16 protein-coding genes are annotated in these 15,309 nt (G+C 60.3%); 13 read left to right on the forward strand and 3 right to left on the reverse strand.

The features are described from left to right. Nucleotides 1-77 precede the first annotated feature (77 nt). On the forward strand, nucleotides 78-1,088 hold the full coding sequence (coaA, locus tag J2S96_RS12515; protein ID WP_306863759.1) for a type I pantothenate kinase: 1,011 nt from the start codon (nucleotides 78-80) through the stop codon (nucleotides 1,086-1,088). A gap of 5 nt (nucleotides 1,089-1,093) precedes the next feature. Next, nucleotides 1,094-1,948 carry a M15 family metallopeptidase gene (locus tag J2S96_RS12520; protein WP_306863762.1) on the forward strand — a complete coding sequence of 285 codons (855 nt, stop codon included), beginning with the start codon at nucleotides 1,094-1,096 and terminating at the stop codon, nucleotides 1,946-1,948. Between the two features lie 102 nt (nucleotides 1,949-2,050). Here the strand turns inward: J2S96_RS12520 and glmM are convergent, their stop codons facing one another. Further along, nucleotides 2,051-3,415, reverse strand: coding sequence for a phosphoglucosamine mutase (gene glmM / locus J2S96_RS12525; protein WP_306863765.1), 1,365 nt, complete (start codon nucleotides 3,413-3,415; stop codon nucleotides 2,051-2,053). 181 nt (nucleotides 3,416-3,596) lie between these two features. Between glmM and J2S96_RS12530 the strand changes: the two genes are divergently transcribed. Together J2S96_RS12530 and J2S96_RS12535 are read left to right on the forward strand one after the other, a co-directional pair. Continuing rightward, entirely contained in the window at nucleotides 3,597-4,805 is a 1,209-nt protein-coding gene (locus tag J2S96_RS12530; protein WP_306863768.1) for a glycosyltransferase, read from the forward strand. Continuing rightward, nucleotides 4,802-6,730: a glycosyltransferase family 39 protein gene (locus J2S96_RS12535; protein ID WP_306863770.1), complete on the forward strand. Its 1,929-nt coding sequence runs from the start codon at nucleotides 4,802-4,804 to the stop codon at nucleotides 6,728-6,730. The genes J2S96_RS12530 and J2S96_RS12535 overlap by 4 nt, the downstream gene beginning before the upstream one ends. Nucleotides 6,731-6,851: 121 nt before the next feature. Here J2S96_RS12535 and rpsI read toward each other — a convergent pair whose 3' ends face one another. Both rpsI and rplM read right to left on the reverse strand, forming a co-directional pair. Then, nucleotides 6,852-7,361 carry a 30S ribosomal protein S9 gene (rpsI, locus tag J2S96_RS12540; protein WP_306863772.1) on the reverse strand — a complete coding sequence of 170 codons (510 nt, stop codon included), beginning with the start codon at nucleotides 7,359-7,361 and terminating at the stop codon, nucleotides 6,852-6,854. Nucleotides 7,362-7,397: 36 nt separating this feature from the next. Next, nucleotides 7,398-7,841 (reverse strand): 50S ribosomal protein L13, encoded by a 444-nt coding sequence (rplM, locus tag J2S96_RS12545; RefSeq protein ID WP_306863775.1) that lies wholly within the window; start codon nucleotides 7,839-7,841, stop codon nucleotides 7,398-7,400. 284 nt (nucleotides 7,842-8,125) lie between these two features. Between rplM and J2S96_RS12550 the strand changes: the two genes are divergently transcribed. From J2S96_RS12550 to J2S96_RS12590, 9 genes are all read left to right on the forward strand, one after another. Next, the gene (locus J2S96_RS12550; RefSeq protein ID WP_306863778.1) at nucleotides 8,126-8,779 is read left to right on the forward strand and encodes a prepilin peptidase; all 654 of its coding nucleotides are present in this window, start codon (nucleotides 8,126-8,128) and stop codon (nucleotides 8,777-8,779) included. Nucleotides 8,780-9,049: 270 nt separating this feature from the next. After that, the gene (locus J2S96_RS12555; protein WP_306863782.1) at nucleotides 9,050-9,244 is read left to right on the forward strand and encodes a Flp family type IVb pilin; all 195 of its coding nucleotides are present in this window, start codon (nucleotides 9,050-9,052) and stop codon (nucleotides 9,242-9,244) included. 88 nt (nucleotides 9,245-9,332) lie between these two features. Continuing rightward, complete coding sequence (locus J2S96_RS12560; RefSeq protein WP_306863785.1) at nucleotides 9,333-9,494, forward strand: Flp family type IVb pilin; 162 nt, start codon at nucleotides 9,333-9,335, stop codon at nucleotides 9,492-9,494. 11 nt (nucleotides 9,495-9,505) lie between these two features. Next, on the forward strand, nucleotides 9,506-9,919 hold the full coding sequence (locus tag J2S96_RS12565) for a TadE/TadG family type IV pilus assembly protein (protein WP_306863788.1): 414 nt from the start codon (nucleotides 9,506-9,508) through the stop codon (nucleotides 9,917-9,919). 26 nt (nucleotides 9,920-9,945) lie between these two features. Continuing rightward, nucleotides 9,946-10,926 carry a Tad domain-containing protein gene (locus J2S96_RS12570; protein ID WP_306863792.1) on the forward strand — a complete coding sequence of 327 codons (981 nt, stop codon included), beginning with the start codon at nucleotides 9,946-9,948 and terminating at the stop codon, nucleotides 10,924-10,926. Nucleotides 10,927-10,977: 51 nt separating this feature from the next. Then, nucleotides 10,978-11,733 carry a Flp pilus assembly protein CpaB gene (cpaB, locus tag J2S96_RS12575; RefSeq protein WP_306863794.1) on the forward strand — a complete coding sequence of 252 codons (756 nt, stop codon included), beginning with the start codon at nucleotides 10,978-10,980 and terminating at the stop codon, nucleotides 11,731-11,733. After that, nucleotides 11,730-12,926: an AAA family ATPase gene (locus J2S96_RS12580; RefSeq protein ID WP_306863798.1), complete on the forward strand. Its 1,197-nt coding sequence runs from the start codon at nucleotides 11,730-11,732 to the stop codon at nucleotides 12,924-12,926. Before cpaB ends, J2S96_RS12580 begins: the two co-directional genes overlap by 4 nt. Further along, entirely contained in the window at nucleotides 12,923-14,365 is a 1,443-nt protein-coding gene (locus J2S96_RS12585; protein ID WP_306863801.1) for a CpaF family protein, read from the forward strand. Before J2S96_RS12580 ends, J2S96_RS12585 begins: the two co-directional genes overlap by 4 nt. Beyond that, a complete protein-coding gene (locus tag J2S96_RS12590) occupies nucleotides 14,362-15,309 on the forward strand; it encodes a type II secretion system F family protein (RefSeq protein ID WP_306863804.1) in 948 nt (315 codons plus the stop codon). Before J2S96_RS12585 ends, J2S96_RS12590 begins: the two co-directional genes overlap by 4 nt.

Genomic DNA, 15,309 nt, shown 5'->3' on the forward strand with positions numbered 1-15,309 from the left:
GCGTGCCAGGCCGCGGAATATGCCGGTTCGCACACCTTCCCCGGAGAGCATGCTCACATTAATTTTTCCCGCTGTTCATGCAGTATTTCCGGATCAGCCGGCAGGGGTGCAGAATCTCTATAGTGACTTTGCAACGCAATGAAGCGAACGGCGACAGCTCCTCTCCGTTCGTGGAACTGGACAGGCAGACGTGGTCCCGGCTGGGTGCACAGATGGAGCAGCCCCTCAACGAAGAGGACATCATCCGGCTTCGCGGCCTTGGCGATCCCTTGGACATGAAGGAAATCCGCGAGGTCTACCTTCCGCTGTCCCGCTTGTTGCATCTCTACGTCCAGGCATCACAGCAGCTCCACGCAACCACAACCACCTTCCTTGGCGAGCAGACCCAGCGCACGCCCTTCGTGATCGGCGTAGCAGGCTCGGTGGCGGTCGGCAAATCCACTATTGCCCGCGTGCTGCGCGAAATGCTCCGGCGATGGCCCGGCACCCCGAACGTCGAACTCATCACCACCGACGGGTTCTTGTATCCCCTCGCCGAGCTGAAGCGCCGGCATTTGCTTGAACGCAAGGGCTTTCCGGAGTCCTACGACCGCCGGGCCTTACTTCGATTCGTGAGTGCGATCAAGGGCGGCGCCGAAGAGGTCCGCGCGCCTTGGTATTCGCACGTCACCTACGACATCGTCCCGGACAAGGAAGTGGTGGTCCGGCGGCCTGACGTCCTCATCGTCGAGGGCCTCAACGTGCTGGCACCTGCACGTCCCCGGCAGGACGGCAGGCAAGGCCTGGCCCTGAGCGACTTCTTTGATTTCTCCATCTACGTTGACGCCAAGACTTCATACATCGAAGACTGGTACGTGGACCGTTTCCGTAAGCTTCGAAACACGGCCTTCGCCCAGCCCGAATCCTACTTCCACCGTTACGCGACGCTCTCGGATGCCGAGGCGGAAGCCACTGCGCGGGGCATTTGGAAGCGCATCAACGAGCCCAACCTTGAGGAAAACGTGCTTCCCACCCGCGGGAGGGCCCAACTTGTCCTCACCAAGGATGCCGACCATTCCATCCGCCGAATGCTCCTCCGAAAGGTCTAGCAGGGATGTGCTACAACCGCGCCCCCAGCCGAAGGTCGTTCGCGACGCTACTCGCGGCAGGCGCGGGAATGACGGCCTTGGCGGCCTGCACCCCCGATAACCGGCTCGCCTCGCCCACGGCCGCACCGTCCGCCTCGGGTCTCCCGACGCCGACGCCGACAATGGCGACCACGACGGCGGTGCCGTCCGCAGCAAGCGACCCTCCGCCGTCGAGCGCGCCGCCGTCGAAAGCCCCGCCGTCAGGCGTTCTGTCCCAACAGTTTTCCCTGAGTGATCCCACGAGCCGGTGGGTTATCGTCAACAAGCACCGGCCACTGACCCCCTTGGAGTTTGTGCCTCCCGACTTGGTACAGCCTCGCGTGCAACTCGCGGTCAGCGGAGAGGCGTCCATGCTCAACAGCACCACCGCCGGGGCGGCCGAAAAGCTCTTTGCGGCAGCCGCCTCGGCTGGCGTCACGATGACTTTGGCCTCCGGTTACCGTTCCTTTCAGACCCAAACCGCCACGTACAACGGCTACGTGGACACGCGCGGCCAGGCATCGGCGGACACAGCCTCCGCCCGTCCCGGCTTCTCGGAACACCAGACCGGCTGGGCTTTCGATATCGGCGACGGCGGCGGGGCGTGCAGCTTCGAGCCCTGCTTCGCTGATCAGCCGGCCGCCGTTTGGGCCAAGGCCAACGCGTACAAGTACGGCTTTGTTGTGAGATACCCGTGGATGCTCAATGAAATTACCGGCTACTACTATGAGCCGTGGCATTTGCGATATATCGGGGTCGAGGCCGCCACGGACATGGCCAAGCGAGGCATCGGGACGCTCGAGGAGTACTTTGGCCTGGAAGCCGCACCGGGCTATCCCTAGCCGCTGACTACTATCAGCAGACGCTTGGACAACTGCGGCCCGCCTCCTTGCAGAGACGGGCCACACTTATAGGGTCTTTTGCGGCGTTCGGAGGCGTTCGGACTAGAGCGCCAGCTCGCGAGGAATGGCGAGACGCTCTTCGACGACGCCGGCGAGTTCCGTGCATATGCGGGTGGCGGTTTCCATGTCCGCCGCCTCCACCATCACCCGCACGAGCGCTTCGGTGCCCGAGGGACGCAGGAGCACCCGGCCAGTGTCGCCAAGTTCGAGTTCTGCTGCAGCCACCGCGGCAGCGACGCCTTCGTCCGTGGCCGCGCGCGATTTGTCCACGCCCTTGACGTTGATCATCAGCTGGGGCAGCTTGGTCATGGCACGGGCGAGGTCTTGGAGGGTTCGGCCGGTGCCGGCCACCTGGGCGGCGAGCTGCAGGCCTGTCAGGACGCCGTCGCCGGTGGTGGCGTAGTCGGAGAAAATCACATGGCCCGACTGTTCTCCACCAAGGCTGAAGCCGCCCTCGCGCATTGCCTCCAGAACGTACCGGTCCCCCACAGCCGTCTCACGGAGGGTGATTCCAGCGTCACGCAATGCGATCTTGAGTCCGAGGTTGCTCATCACGGTGGCGACCAGGACGTCGTCCTTCAGCTTTCCGGATTTCTTCAACGCGAGGGCCAGGATCGCCATGATCTGGTCACCGTCAACCTCGTTCCCCTCATGGTCCACGGCAAGGCAGCGGTCGGCGTCGCCGTCGTGGGCAATGCCGAAGTCAGCGCCGTGCTTGACGACCGCCTCCTTGAGTTGGCCAAGGTGGGTGGATCCGACGCCATCATTGATGTTCAGGCCGTCGGGTTCCGCGCCGATCACCACGACTTCGGCGCCAGCGCTGGCGAAGACCTGCGGGGAACAGCCACTGGCCGCGCCGTGGGCGCAGTCCAGCACGACCTTGAGGCCTTCGAGGCGGTGCGGCAGGGTGCCGAGCAGGTGGACGATGTAGCGGTCCTCAGCGTCAGAGAAGCGCTGGATGCGACCGACGTCTCCGGCCACGGGGCGTGAAGGCTCCTTGCCGAGCTGGGCCTCGATCGCGTCCTCTACCTCGTCCGGGAGCTTCTGGCCGCCGCGGGCAAAGAACTTGATGCCGTTGTCCGGTGCCGGGTTGTGAGAGGCCGAGATCATGACCCCGAAATCAGCATTGAGGTCGGCAATGAGGTAGGCCGCTGCAGGAGTGGGCAGCACACCGGCGTCGTACACGTCGATGCCGGAGCTCGAAAGCCCGGCTTCCACAGCTGCGGCGATAAACTCCCCGCTGGCACGCGGATCCCGGGCGACCACGGCACGGGGCCGCGCTCCGTCGGCCGCACGCTCGTGGCCAAGGACCACCGCGGCAGCTTGGGCCAACTGAAGAGCAAGCTCCGCGGTGAGCAATCCATTGGCGAGACCACGCACGCCATCTGTTCCAAATAATCTAGCCATCGCGTCCCAGTCTAGACGACGGCTCCAGGGGTCCAAGGGCACCAGCGCCACCGGGCCCCGCATACTCCAACAGTCGCGCCATCGCAAGAGTGGAACCACTTGACTTGCGCTTTTTGCTCCACTCTAGTAATGGCCCTTAACGAGTATCTACGATTACCGCATGACACCTAGCTCTGGGGGCTTGGCGCTCGAAATAATCGTCCCCGTTTTCAACGAGTCCGCCATACTCGAAAGAAGCATTAACCGGCTTGCCGACTATTTGTCGCGGGAATTGTTGTATAGCTGGAAAATCACAATTGCCGACAACGCGAGCACGGACGCGACCGGAGCAATTTCGCGCAAGCTTGCTGACGAAGTTCCAAATGTCAGTTATCGGCGCCTTGAGACTAAAGGGCGGGGCTTCGCGCTCCGCGACGCCTGGACATCGTCAGACGCCAAAGTCCTGGCTTACGTGGACGTAGACCTCTCAACCGATTTGGCCGCGCTGCCGCCGCTCATCGCTCCCCTGCTTTCCGGACACTCGGATGTCAGCATCGGCACCCGGCTTGGCCGGACTTCCAGGGTAGTCAGGGGTGCCAAACGGGAATTCATCTCCCGGAGCTATAACCTGCTTCTCAAGCGGACCATGCAGGTGCAGTTTTCCGATGCGCAATGTGGTTTCAAGGCAGTCAGGGCGGAAGTCGCGCATCGGTTGCTGCCGTATGTGAAGGACAACTGCTGGTTCTTTGATACTGAGCTGTTGATCTTGGCGGAGCGGGCAGGGCTGCGTATCCACGAGATTCCGGTCGACTGGATCGACGATCCAGATAGCAGCGTGGATATCCGCCAAACGGCCGTTGACGATATCAGGGGTCTTGTACGCGTCGCTGGTTCCATGATGAAGGGTAATATCCCGCTGCAAGCCATATATGCGGAGCTGGGTCGCGGACCTATCGCCGCGCCAACGCGTCCCAGTTTCTTCGGCCAAGTGGTGCGTTTCGGAATCGTCGGCGCGTTCTCCACACTCGCTTTCGCTTTGCTCTATCTGCTATTCCAGGGGCCGTTTGGGCCACAGCAGGGAAACTTTCTGGCCTTATTAATAACGGCCATCGCGAACACGGCTGCCAACCGTCGCTTCACCTTCAGAATCCATGGACCCGAACGGCAGTTCACGCAACAGTTTCAAGGCCTGGTAGTTTTCTTGGTCGCCTGGTGCATCACTTCTTCTTCCCTTCTTCTACTGCATGCCATCCACCCGGACGCATCGCCCAGTGCTGAGCTGTTTGTCCTGACTTGTGCAAATATCTTCGCCACTCTGGTGCGCTTCGCCTTGCTCCGCATCTGGGTCTTCCGGGTGCGGAGGTCAGAGGAACGGCGCACAGTGGCCACTATTAAGCAGCTGGCAATGTGAGCAACAAAACCAGCCGACTTCCCGGCCAAGCAGCCCCGGGCACCGTCATCGGAGGCCGTTCCCCAGCCATTCGGAAGTGGCTTCGTGGGAATCCCCTGGATCCGAGCTGGCAGCGGCCAGCCCTATTGGCCCTTCTTGCTCTGACGTCGCTCCTCTACGTGTGGGGACTCGATCGAAACGGCTGGGCAAACTCCTACTACTCGGCCGCCGCCATGGCCGGCTCGGAAGATTGGACGGCGTTCTTCTACGGTTCCTCGGACCCGGGCAATGCAATAACCGTTGACAAGCCACCGATGTCCTTATGGATCATGTCGCTTTCAGTGCGGATTTTCGGACTCAACCCATGGAGCATCCTCCTCCCGCAAGCCCTGATGGGTGTACTCAGCGTCTATCTGCTCTATCGGATGGTGCAGAAGCGGACCGACCCAGCAACTGGCCTGCTTGCAGGGCTTTTCTTCGCGGTTACCCCGGTGGCCACCGTCATGTTCCGTTACAACAACCCGGATGCGCTGCTGACCCTACTCATGATCGGGGCAGCCTACGCCACCCTTGAGGCGATTGACCAAGGGAAGCTGCGCTGGCTGCTCGCCGCCGGTGCTTGTGTGGGGGCCGGGTTCCTCACGAAACAGCTTCAAGTTGCGCTCATCCTCCCGGCGATTGCACTCGCATACCTTGTCTTCGCCCGGGTCTCCGTTCTTTCGAGGTTGCTCCACCTGGGTGCAGCGCTGCTCGCCGCGGCCGCGGCATCGGGCTGGTGGTTCATGATCGCCCAGCTGGGCGATCCTGCCCGGAGACCATTCATAGGCGGTTCCCGATCCAACAGCATTTGGGAATTGACGCTGGGATACAACGGGCTGGACCGGCTGACCGGTACGGATGCCAGCCACGAGTTATCTGGTCCTGGCGCGGATCTCTACCAGAAGCTTGATCCCGGGATCGGGCGCTTTCTCGAACCGCAGTTCTCAGCGCAGTTCGCATGGTTTCTCCCCCTGGGGGTTGCTGGAGTCGGCATCGCTATCCTGTTTCTCTTCCGACGCAACGCCAGGCCAGCGCAGCGTTGCTTCTTAGTGCTCTGCGCTGCGTGGTTTGTTTGTTCGGGCACGGTCCTCGCCATGATGACAGGCATCGTCCATCCCTACTATGCGATCACGACCGTACCGTCGCTCAGTTGCCTAGCCGCGTTTGCGGCAACATATCTGGTGCGCCGCTTGGCACGCAGATCAGTTCGGCTGCCCTCTGGTCTCGTGTTGGCTACCTGCCTGATCTTGTCGTATGTAACGGTATCCCGGTCCGTCTCGGAATTCCCTTGGCTGCCCCCGGTGTTGTTGAGCGCAGGGAGCCTGGCAGTCGCCATCGTGTTGCTTCCACCCGTCAAAAAGCAACGTCAGGCAATGCCCGTTCTACTCATCGGAGCCTCGATTCTGTTGGGTCCGGCGATCTGGTCGGTGAACACTGTGCTAAGTCCCCACGTCGGAGCAGGAGTTGTCGCCGGGCCCAGCACCTTGGGCATTCGATCGGACAATCCTGATCGAGCTCAGTTGCCGCCCGGGACTCCGGCGTCGTTCACCGCGGTCATGTTCGGTGACCTACCTCCTCAAGGAGTCCTGGGGCGGATCAAGGCGAGCCCTGCATCAGTGCGGTGGGCAGCAGCAGCCGTCGGCTCGGAGACTGCCGCCAACTACCAGTTGGAAAGCTCGAAGCCGGTTTTGGCAGTGGGTGGTTTCGACGGCACGGATCCCTTCCCGACGCTGGAACAATTCCAGACGATGGTCCATCAAGGGAGTGTCGGATCGTTTGTGATCCAGAACCTTCCGCCCTTGACGGTCGAGGGGCGCGGGGAATCCGCGCGCATTGTTCAATGGGTCGAAAACAACTTCCGGCCCGAAATAGTCGACGGAGCGACTGTCTACAGCCTCGCCCATTAGTTCATCGACTAGGCCCAAATACGACGATAGCCCGCCCCGCCAAACGGCGGAACGGGCTATCGTGCAAGCATTTTTAGCGCTTGTGGATCCGAGCGATAAAGAGCGCCGAGTAGGCGCATTTTTAGCGCTTGGAGTACTGCTGAGCCTTGCGGGCCTTCTTGAGACCAGCCTTCTTACGCTCGATGACGCGGGCGTCACGGCGCAGGAAGCCGGCCTTCTTCAGGGTGGCGCGGTTGTTCTCGGCGTCGATCTCGTTCAGCGAACGGGCAACGCCGAGGCGCAGCGCACCGGCCTGACCGGAAATTCCACCACCGTGGATGCGTGCGAAGACGTCGTACGCGCCTTCAAGATCAAGGATCTTGAAGGGCTCGTTGACGTCCTGCTGGTGCAGCTTGTTCGGGAAGTAGTTGGCCAGCTCGCGGCCGTTGATGATCCACTTGCCGGTGCCGGGCACAACGCGAACACGCGCAACGGCTTCTTTACGACGGCCAACTGCGGCGCCGGCGACTGTCAGTGCCGGGCGGTCCTTCTTGGGCGCTTCTGCTTCCGCAGGACCGCTCTCCGAGGTGTAGCTGGTCAGGTTTTCCTCAGCCTCGACGGCCTCGGTGGTCAGTTCTTCGTTCTGAGCCACGATTCTCCTTGATTAAAAGTTGGTTGGTGGCCAGGACTACTGGGCGACCTGGGTGATTTCGAAAGTCTTGGGCTGCTGGGCTGCGTGGGGGTGTTCTGCACCACGGTAGACCTTGAGCTTGCCCAGCTGCTGTGCAGCGAGGGAGTTCTTCGGGAGCATGCCCTTGATGGCCTTCTCCACGGCGCGGACCGGGTTGGATTCCAGCAGCTCCGCGTAGTTCACGGAGGTCAAGCCGCCCGGGTAGCCGGAGTGGCGGTATGCGCGCTTCTGCTCCAGCTTGGCGCCGGTCAGGGCAACCTTTTCAGCGTTGATGATAATGACGAAGTCGCCCATGTCCATGTGGGACGCATAGGTCGGCTTGTGCTTTCCGCGCAGCAGTGTTGCGGTCTGGCTGGCAAGACGACCAAGGACAACATCGGTGGCGTCAATGACGTGCCACTGGCGGTTGATATCGCCGGGCTTCGGGGTGTACGTACGCACGGTTTTGCCTCGTTCTTGTTCTGGCGTTCATGTTTTAGGCGGCACGCTTGAAGCGTGTGCCTACTAGGTATGCGCTACCGGAGCAGAGGTGAGGACTCTATGTACCAGTCATCCCGAGGTCCCGATATGCCCGTCGAGTTAACGATCCTGCAACTGGATCCCCAAGCGGGCATGTGTCATCGAGATAGGACACGCACAACGACTATCAACAATAGCGGCAAGCAGCGTCAGGGTCAAAATAGGGTTGGACAACTGAGACCCATTCCGAGCCGCTTGGAGATGCCATGACCGCAACTGCCGCCCAGCCCTTGCTCGTGGCCGCCATCGGGCTCTTGGGGCTGCTCACGAGCCCCCTTGCGGAGCTTCTTACAGCTCGCTCGCTGCCGCGGCTTGGCGGGCTCCCCTCCCCCATTGTGAGGATTACGACGGCGTCAGTCACCGCCGCGTTATTTGTCCTGCTGACGCTCCGGTTCGGTTTTTCCCCGCAGCTCCCTGCCTACCTGCTGTTAGGGGCGCTGGCAGTACAGCTGTCGCGTGTGGACCTGGCCCACCATTTGCTTCCCAACCCACTGGTGCTATTGCTGCTTGCTGCCGGCCTGGTGCTGTTAACTACGTCCGCCGCACTGACTCCTGAGTGGCCCGGACTCTTTCGAGCGGCGGCCGGCGGCGTCATTTTGTTCCTCGGCTACTTAATTCTTGGATTAATTTCTCCCGGCGGCCTCGGAATGGGCGACGTGAAGCTCTCAGCACCACTCGGAATGTACTTGGGCTACTTGGGCTGGACCCAGCTGTTCTATGGGGGCCTGCTGGGTTTCGTGGTGGGCGGGGTGATGACGGTGCTGATGTTGCGGCTGAAACGCGGAAACAAGCCCTCCGAGGTGGCACATGGGCCCGCCATGTTCGCAGCGGCAATTGGAGTGGTACTGCTTATAGCCTGAGCCCACGCCGAGCCTCCCGGTTCCGCTCAGTCACCGGCAGTCCCATGCGTACCAGTACTTGGATGGTACTTAGGCAGAAAAACCGAGTACCGCGGGGCGCCACTTCGAGTAGGCCGTGGTACGGGTACCGGAAAAGACGAGTACCACTACGCATTGTTTGTTAACCCTCCCAGGCGCAATTCTTGTCCTATCGAAATCCGAACCGCTAAACGGAATATGTAAGCGGCAGGATTCGTAGGCAAATTCACTTATCTGGGAAAGGTACTTCCAATGGAATCTCTTATGATCAACGTCATCGCTTTCGTCGCCGGCGTCAAGGACCGCCTCACATCCTCCGAGAAAGGCGCAACGGCGGTTGAATACGGCATGCTCGTCGCTTTGATCGCGGCAGTCATTGTCACGGTCGTTGGCCTCCTCGGCGGAAAGATCAACACTGCCTTCACAGCGATCAACTCAGCGCTCTGAATACACCCGATGATCTCCGACCCGGGCCGGTCACGCCGAGGAATTCCTCAAGGCGCGGCCGGCCCGGACCTTTATAGGGGGAAACACAATGAACAAGTTCTTCCAAAGGCTTCGGGTCTCTGAAATTGGGGCAACCGCAGTCGAATATGGCCTGCTCGTCGCACTAATAGCGGCAGTCATCATCGCAACCGTGGCGCTTCTTGGACCGGAAGTTCAGTCCGGATTCCAAACTGTCGTCGATAGTCTCTAAAGGCGTCGGAAATGCGTCCCGAAAAGAGATCAGGATCCGAGGCCGGCGCCGTCGCAGTCGAATTTGCCTTGATACTTCCGATTTTCCTAGTGCTGGTGCTCGGCATTTTCGAGTTCGGGCGCGGACTCAACATCCAGGTCTCCCTGACAGAAGCTTCTCGGGAAGCGGCCCGCTATGCCTCAATCCACCAAACGGATTCTGGATACAGCGTGACTGCCGCCCAAGACGCAGGAGTCGCCGCTGCGCCGTCCGTGGCTTTATCTCGGTCTAACATAAGCGTCCAATCTGTGGGCTCAAACCCTTGCAACGTCGTCGTCACAGTGGCTTACACCACACCGTGGATGACCGGGTTTCCCGGCTTGGTTCCCGGGATGCCATCACAACTCAGCCTGCAAGGCAAAGGGGTAATGCGATGTGGCGGCTAAAGCGAGACGATCCCGAGCGTGGAGTGGTGGCCCCGCTCACCGCTCTCCTCATGGTTGCGCTACTTGGCATGGCAGCGTTCGCCATCGACGTCGGCTCAATGTATTCGGAACATGCCCAACTTCAAAACGGCGCAGACGCCGCCGCGCTTGCCATCGCGCAAGCCTGCGCCAAGGATCCGAATTCCTCAGACTGCACTGGACCGGCATCCGCCGCAACCACGCTTGCAGGGAACAACGCCTTGGACGGCGTCACCAATGTGCCTGCTGCGACCGTCAATCTGGCGGCTTCGACGGTGGACATCACCACTCAGTCGCGCGATACCTCAGGGAACAATCACTTCTCCCTGGTGTTCGCACGCGTGCTCGGCATTCAAAGTACCAACATCGAGGCTTCGGCTCAGGCCACGTGGGGGCCACCGAGCAATGCGGGCGCCTTCCCACTTGCATTCTCAGACCAGTGCTGGGATTTGAGCGGATCCACTCCGTCGGGCGATCTTCAGAAGATTTCCTGGAAACCGGGAATCACGTGTACCAACGCTTCCGGCCACACGATTCCTGGCGGCTGGGGTTGGCTGACCCAAAGCTCTCCGTGCTACTCAACCACACAGGCCGGCAGCACCAGCATCGGGTCGGACCCCGGTAACAATTTTCCAGGCGCTTGCCAGTCTGTACTTCAGGGCTGGGTCGACACTCTCGACGGCGGCGGCGCGGTAAAAGTACTCTTTCCGGTCTTCGACACAGCGACCGGGAGTGGAAATACGGGGTCGTTCCACATTATTGGCTACGCGACGTTCAACATTGTGGGTTGGAAATTTGGCAGTAACGGCAGCCCCTACATTTATCACAACACAAACGCCGACCTTGGTAACCCAAATTTGGCCTGCGCAGGCGGCAACGATCGCTGCATTATCGGACAGTTCATCAAATACCAATCAATTGGCACCGCTGGTGGCGGCGGAGGAACCGGGGCAGACCTCGGAACCCTCAATGTCCACCTCACCAAATAACAAACCCAAACTGGGAGCTCAACTCCATAGTCAAACTAAGGGGAAATCAAATTGAAAACTCGCCTACTGGGAGGCATAGTCGCAATTGTCCTGGCAATCGCCGGCACGTTGCTGTTGGTCACATACGTACAAGGATCGGAAGCCCGGGCACAGAAAGACCTCCAGCCCGTGGACGTACTGGTCGTCGAAAGTAAGGTTCCGGCCGGCTCTGACCTGCAAACGGTCAAGGCCGCTGTCAAGCTCACTTCATTGCCCGCCGCTTCAGTGCCCAGCGGAGCGCTAAAGAGCCTAGATGGGCTCGACGGTAAAGTTTCAGGGGTCGACCTGCTACCCGGAGAGGCACTCCTAGGAGCGCGACTCGTTGACCCGGCAAGCCTGGCGGCCCCGGGCTCGGTGCCGGTTCCGGCCGGACTCCAGGAGATTTCACTTCACTTGGACGCGCAGCGCGTCGTCGGTGGACGACTCGCCGCCGGAGACACTGTTGGCGTCGTGATCCTGCTCGATGATTCTGCCGCCCAAGGCGCAGCAGGCGGCAGTGCCCAGATGGTCTTCCACAAGGTATTGGTCACCAGCGTCCAGCGGGCTGCTTCGCAGGCGAAGACCACCAGCCAGCCAGCGTCTGGCCAGGAGCAGGCGAATACTCAATTGCCGGAAGGCGCGTTCATCGTGACCTTGGCCCGAAGTGACGTCGATTCTACGAAGATCGCCTTCGGGGCAAAGTATGGAGATATTTGGCTAACCAAGGAACCTTCGACTGCAAGCGTTGGGCCGAATGTCGTAATCAAGCGAGCCGAGGTCCTGCAATGAGTCGCTTCTTGGTCATCACACCAAACGCTGAGTTTGAACACCGCGTCAGGCAAGCCACTGACGGCATGCATGGCGAGATCCAATCCATTACCGCTGATTTTCTTCCACCTAGTCCAGACGACGTGTTGCGCGTCCTGTCCGGCGAACTGTTGGAAGTGTTGATTCTGGGACCTGGTCTGGCGTTGGAAGACGCCTTTCGCCTGGCAAGCCTGTTCGATCTTCAATACCCGGAGATCAGTGTTGTCCTTGCCGCTGCCGATCAGACGCAAGTGGCATTGCCCGCAATGCGAGCCGGAATCCGCGATTTGCTTCCCCCGGACTCTGGGGTGGACACGATTCGTATCCTGCTAGAGCGAGCGAGCCTTGCAGCTGCCGGCCGCCGACGTGGATTGGGGGCAACTGTTGAGGGAGAACGACCGGGCGGGCGGATTATCGCCGTGATGTCGCCCAAGGGTGGAGTCGGGAAAACGACGATTTCCACCAATCTGTCCGTGGGTCTTGGCAAGCTCGCCGGCATGGGTGTGGTGGTGGCCGATCTTGATCTACAGTTCGGCGACGTCGCCTCCGGCCTTCTCCTCGAACCGCAAAAGACCATCGCGGACGCCGTAACCGGGGCGGCCGTTCAAGACAGCATGGTCTTGAAGTCTTACCTCTCCGTCCATCCGGCCGGCATTTACGCGCTATGCGCGCCTCACAATCCGACCCAGATCGAAAACATCTCTGCCGACCAGGTTGGACATCTCTTGGAACAACTTGCGAACGAATTCCAATACGTCGTGGTGGACACTGCCCCGGGACTTGGCGAGCACGTGCTGGCAACTCTCGAGCGTGCTACCGATGTTGTGTGGGTGTGCGGAATGGACATCCCCAGCATCAAGGGCTTGCGGACGGGGTTGGACGTACTCGACGAGATTGGCCTGCTACCTCGGCATCGCCACGTGGTATTGAACTTCGCTGACCGGCGGAGTGGACTCTCGTTGGCTGATGTGGAAGCGACGATCGGTTGTCCGGTCGACGTCACCTTGCCTCGTTCCAGAGCACTGCCGTTTTCCACAAACAAGGGCATTCCGCTTCTGCAGGACGGTTCCAGGGATGCCGCGGCGAAAGGCCTCCGAACCTTGGTTGACCGGTTCAAGCCGGGCTGGGAGGCCCGACCTCACAAACAACTGCACCGAAGGGCGGTAGTCCAATGAACCTCTCCAAGCGCCTCGACTCAGCACGGGGAATCGCGCCGGTCCCCACGGCAACAAGTCCGATGGGCGATCCTTGGTCCGCTCCGAGAAGCTCCGGGCCTGACCCGGCTACCTTCGAGGCTGATTCACTGCCCGGCTCAGCAGAGACCAGCCAAGCTCTCGGGGCGATCAAGGAACGCACCAGTGAAGCGCTCTACGAGCGGATGGGGGCACGGATCTCGGACACGAACATGGACGAAGCCGAACTTCATCAGTTCGTCAAGGATGAACTCCGCGCAGTTATCGATGAGGACGAAATTCCACTGAGTTCGGCAGAGCGTCAAAGGCTTGTCCAAGAGATCGCCGACGACGTCTTAGGACTGGGGCCGCTTCAGCCTTTCCTCGATGATCAGGACATAACTGAGATCATGGTCAACGGTGCCGAGCGGATCTACGTTGAGAGTGCCGGAAAGCTCTACCGGACGAGTGCCCGTTTCACGTCCGAAGAGCATCTTCGCAAAATCATCGAACGGATCGTGTCAAAGGTGGGCCGTCGAATCGACGAATCGTCGCCTTTGGTTGACGCACGCCTTGCCGATGGCTCACGCGTGAATGCGATCATCCCGCCCCTGGCTGTCAATGGGTCGTCGCTGACCATTCGTAAATTTGCCCGGGTACCGCTCACTGTCCAAAATCTCATTGCCCTGGGCACCCTGAACCCTGAGATGGCGGAGTTGCTGCATGCTTGTGTCCAAGCCCGCCTGAACATCATCGTCTCGGGCGGTACCGGTACAGGCAAGACGACTCTGCTCAATGTTCTCTCCGGGTTCCTTCCCGCCGACGAGCGCATCGTCACCATTGAGGATGCTGTGGAGCTCCAACTGCAGCAGGAGCATGTTGTCCGTCTGGAGAGCCGGCCGCGCAACATCGAAGGCAGAGGTGAAATCTCCATTCGTGACCTCGTGCGGAACTCCTTGCGCATGAGGCCCGACCGGATTGTTGTCGGGGAGGTTCGCGGTGGCGAATCCTTGGACATGCTCCAGGCCATGAACACGGGCCACGATGGTTCGATCTCCACTGTCCACGCAAACTCTCCGCGCGACGCCGTAGCACGATTGGAAACTCTCGTACTGATGGCCGGCATGGATCTGCCGTTGAGGGCCATCCGAGAGCAGATCGCGTCTGCCGTCAACCTGATCGTACACATTTCCCGCCTTCGCGATGGCACACGGCGCGTCACCCACGTTACCGAGGTGCAAGGCATGGAAGGCGACATAGTGACCTTGCAGGACGCTTTCACTTTTGATTACTCAGCAGGTATCGACGCAAATGGGCGGTTCCTCGGACGGCCAATACCCACAGGAGTGCGGCCACGTTTCGTTGACCATTTCGCCGACCTGGGAATACAGATTTCACCCGCCATATTTGGATCCTTGCAAATGGGGGGTGGACTGAGGTGAATCCCACGAGTCCAGTCTTTCTCGCGCTCGGCGTTGTCTTCGCGTTCTTGGCGTTGTGCGTCGTGGTCTTCGTAGTCCTTGGTTCGCGGAATTCAGGCATTGCCCTGTCCCGGCGCCGCCCTGGAGGGGCCGTCCAAACGTCCGCGCTTACCAAGGTGACTACATCGGCCGTCGCCTTCGTCGACAGCACCGTAGGGAAATCCCGTTCATACGGAACCCGGGCACGCTTGGAAAAGGCGGGAATCAAGATGAAGCCCGCGGACTATATCTTGCTGGTGACTTGCTCGGCCTTCGTTGCAGGAATAGTCGGTTTCATCATGAGCGGCTTTATCTTCGGCTTGCTTTTGTTGATCGCTGCACCTTTCGTTGCAAAGCTCATTGTGGGCGTGCTGACGGGCCGCCGCCGGGCGAAATTCGAGCTCCAACTCGGTGACACCATCCAGATGCTCTCGGGGGGCATGCGAGCAGGGCACAGCCTGCTCCGTTCAATCGATGCCGTGGCTCAGGAGTCCGAGTCTCCTACCCGCGAAGAGTTCGCCCGCATAGTAGCGGAGACCCGGCTCGGGCGCGATTTGAGGGATTCGATGAGCGATGCTGCTGACCGTCTCGATAGCGAAGACTTCGTCTGGACTGCCCAGGCCATCGAGATCCACCGGGAGGTAGGTGGCGACTTGGCAGAGGTCCTGGATCACGTCGGTGAAACCATTCGTGAGCGGGCCCAGGTCAAAGGCCAGGTTCGCGCTCTAAGCGCCGAAGGACGTCTCTCCGCGTATATCCTCATCGCCCTGCCGATCGGAATGTTTCTATACCTCACCCTGACAAATCCCGTATATATCGGACTGCTTTACTCCAACCTTCTCGGTTGGATCATGATCGTCACTGCCGTTATCTTGCTGGTGCTTGGGGCCTTCTGGCTCAACCGTGTCGTCAAGATCAAGTTCTGA

The organism is Arthrobacter bambusae (assembly GCF_030812595.1).
Classification (GTDB): Bacteria; Actinomycetota; Actinomycetes; order Actinomycetales; family Micrococcaceae; genus Arthrobacter; species Arthrobacter bambusae_B.

What these genes read in the sequence shown, in the direction of transcription:
- coaA (WP_306863759.1), top strand. Translation starts at nt 78, where the DNA reads ATGCAGTATTTCCGGATCAGCCGGCAGGGGTGCAGAATCTCTATAGTG.
- J2S96_RS12520 (WP_306863762.1), top strand. Translation starts at nt 1,094, where the DNA reads ATGTGCTACAACCGCGCCCCCAGCCGAAGGTCGTTCGCGACGCTACTC.
- glmM (WP_306863765.1), bottom strand. Translation starts at nt 3,415, where the DNA reads ATGGCTAGATTATTTGGAACAGATGGCGTGCGTGGTCTCGCCAATGGA.
- J2S96_RS12550 (WP_306863778.1), top strand. Translation starts at nt 8,126, where the DNA reads ATGACCGCAACTGCCGCCCAGCCCTTGCTCGTGGCCGCCATCGGGCTC.
- J2S96_RS12555 (WP_306863782.1), top strand. Translation starts at nt 9,050, where the DNA reads ATGGAATCTCTTATGATCAACGTCATCGCTTTCGTCGCCGGCGTCAAG.
- J2S96_RS12560 (WP_306863785.1), top strand. Translation starts at nt 9,333, where the DNA reads ATGAACAAGTTCTTCCAAAGGCTTCGGGTCTCTGAAATTGGGGCAACC.
- J2S96_RS12565 (WP_306863788.1), top strand. Translation starts at nt 9,506, where the DNA reads ATGCGTCCCGAAAAGAGATCAGGATCCGAGGCCGGCGCCGTCGCAGTC.
- J2S96_RS12580 (WP_306863798.1), top strand. Translation starts at nt 11,730, where the DNA reads ATGAGTCGCTTCTTGGTCATCACACCAAACGCTGAGTTTGAACACCGC.
- J2S96_RS12585 (WP_306863801.1), top strand. Translation starts at nt 12,923, where the DNA reads ATGAACCTCTCCAAGCGCCTCGACTCAGCACGGGGAATCGCGCCGGTC.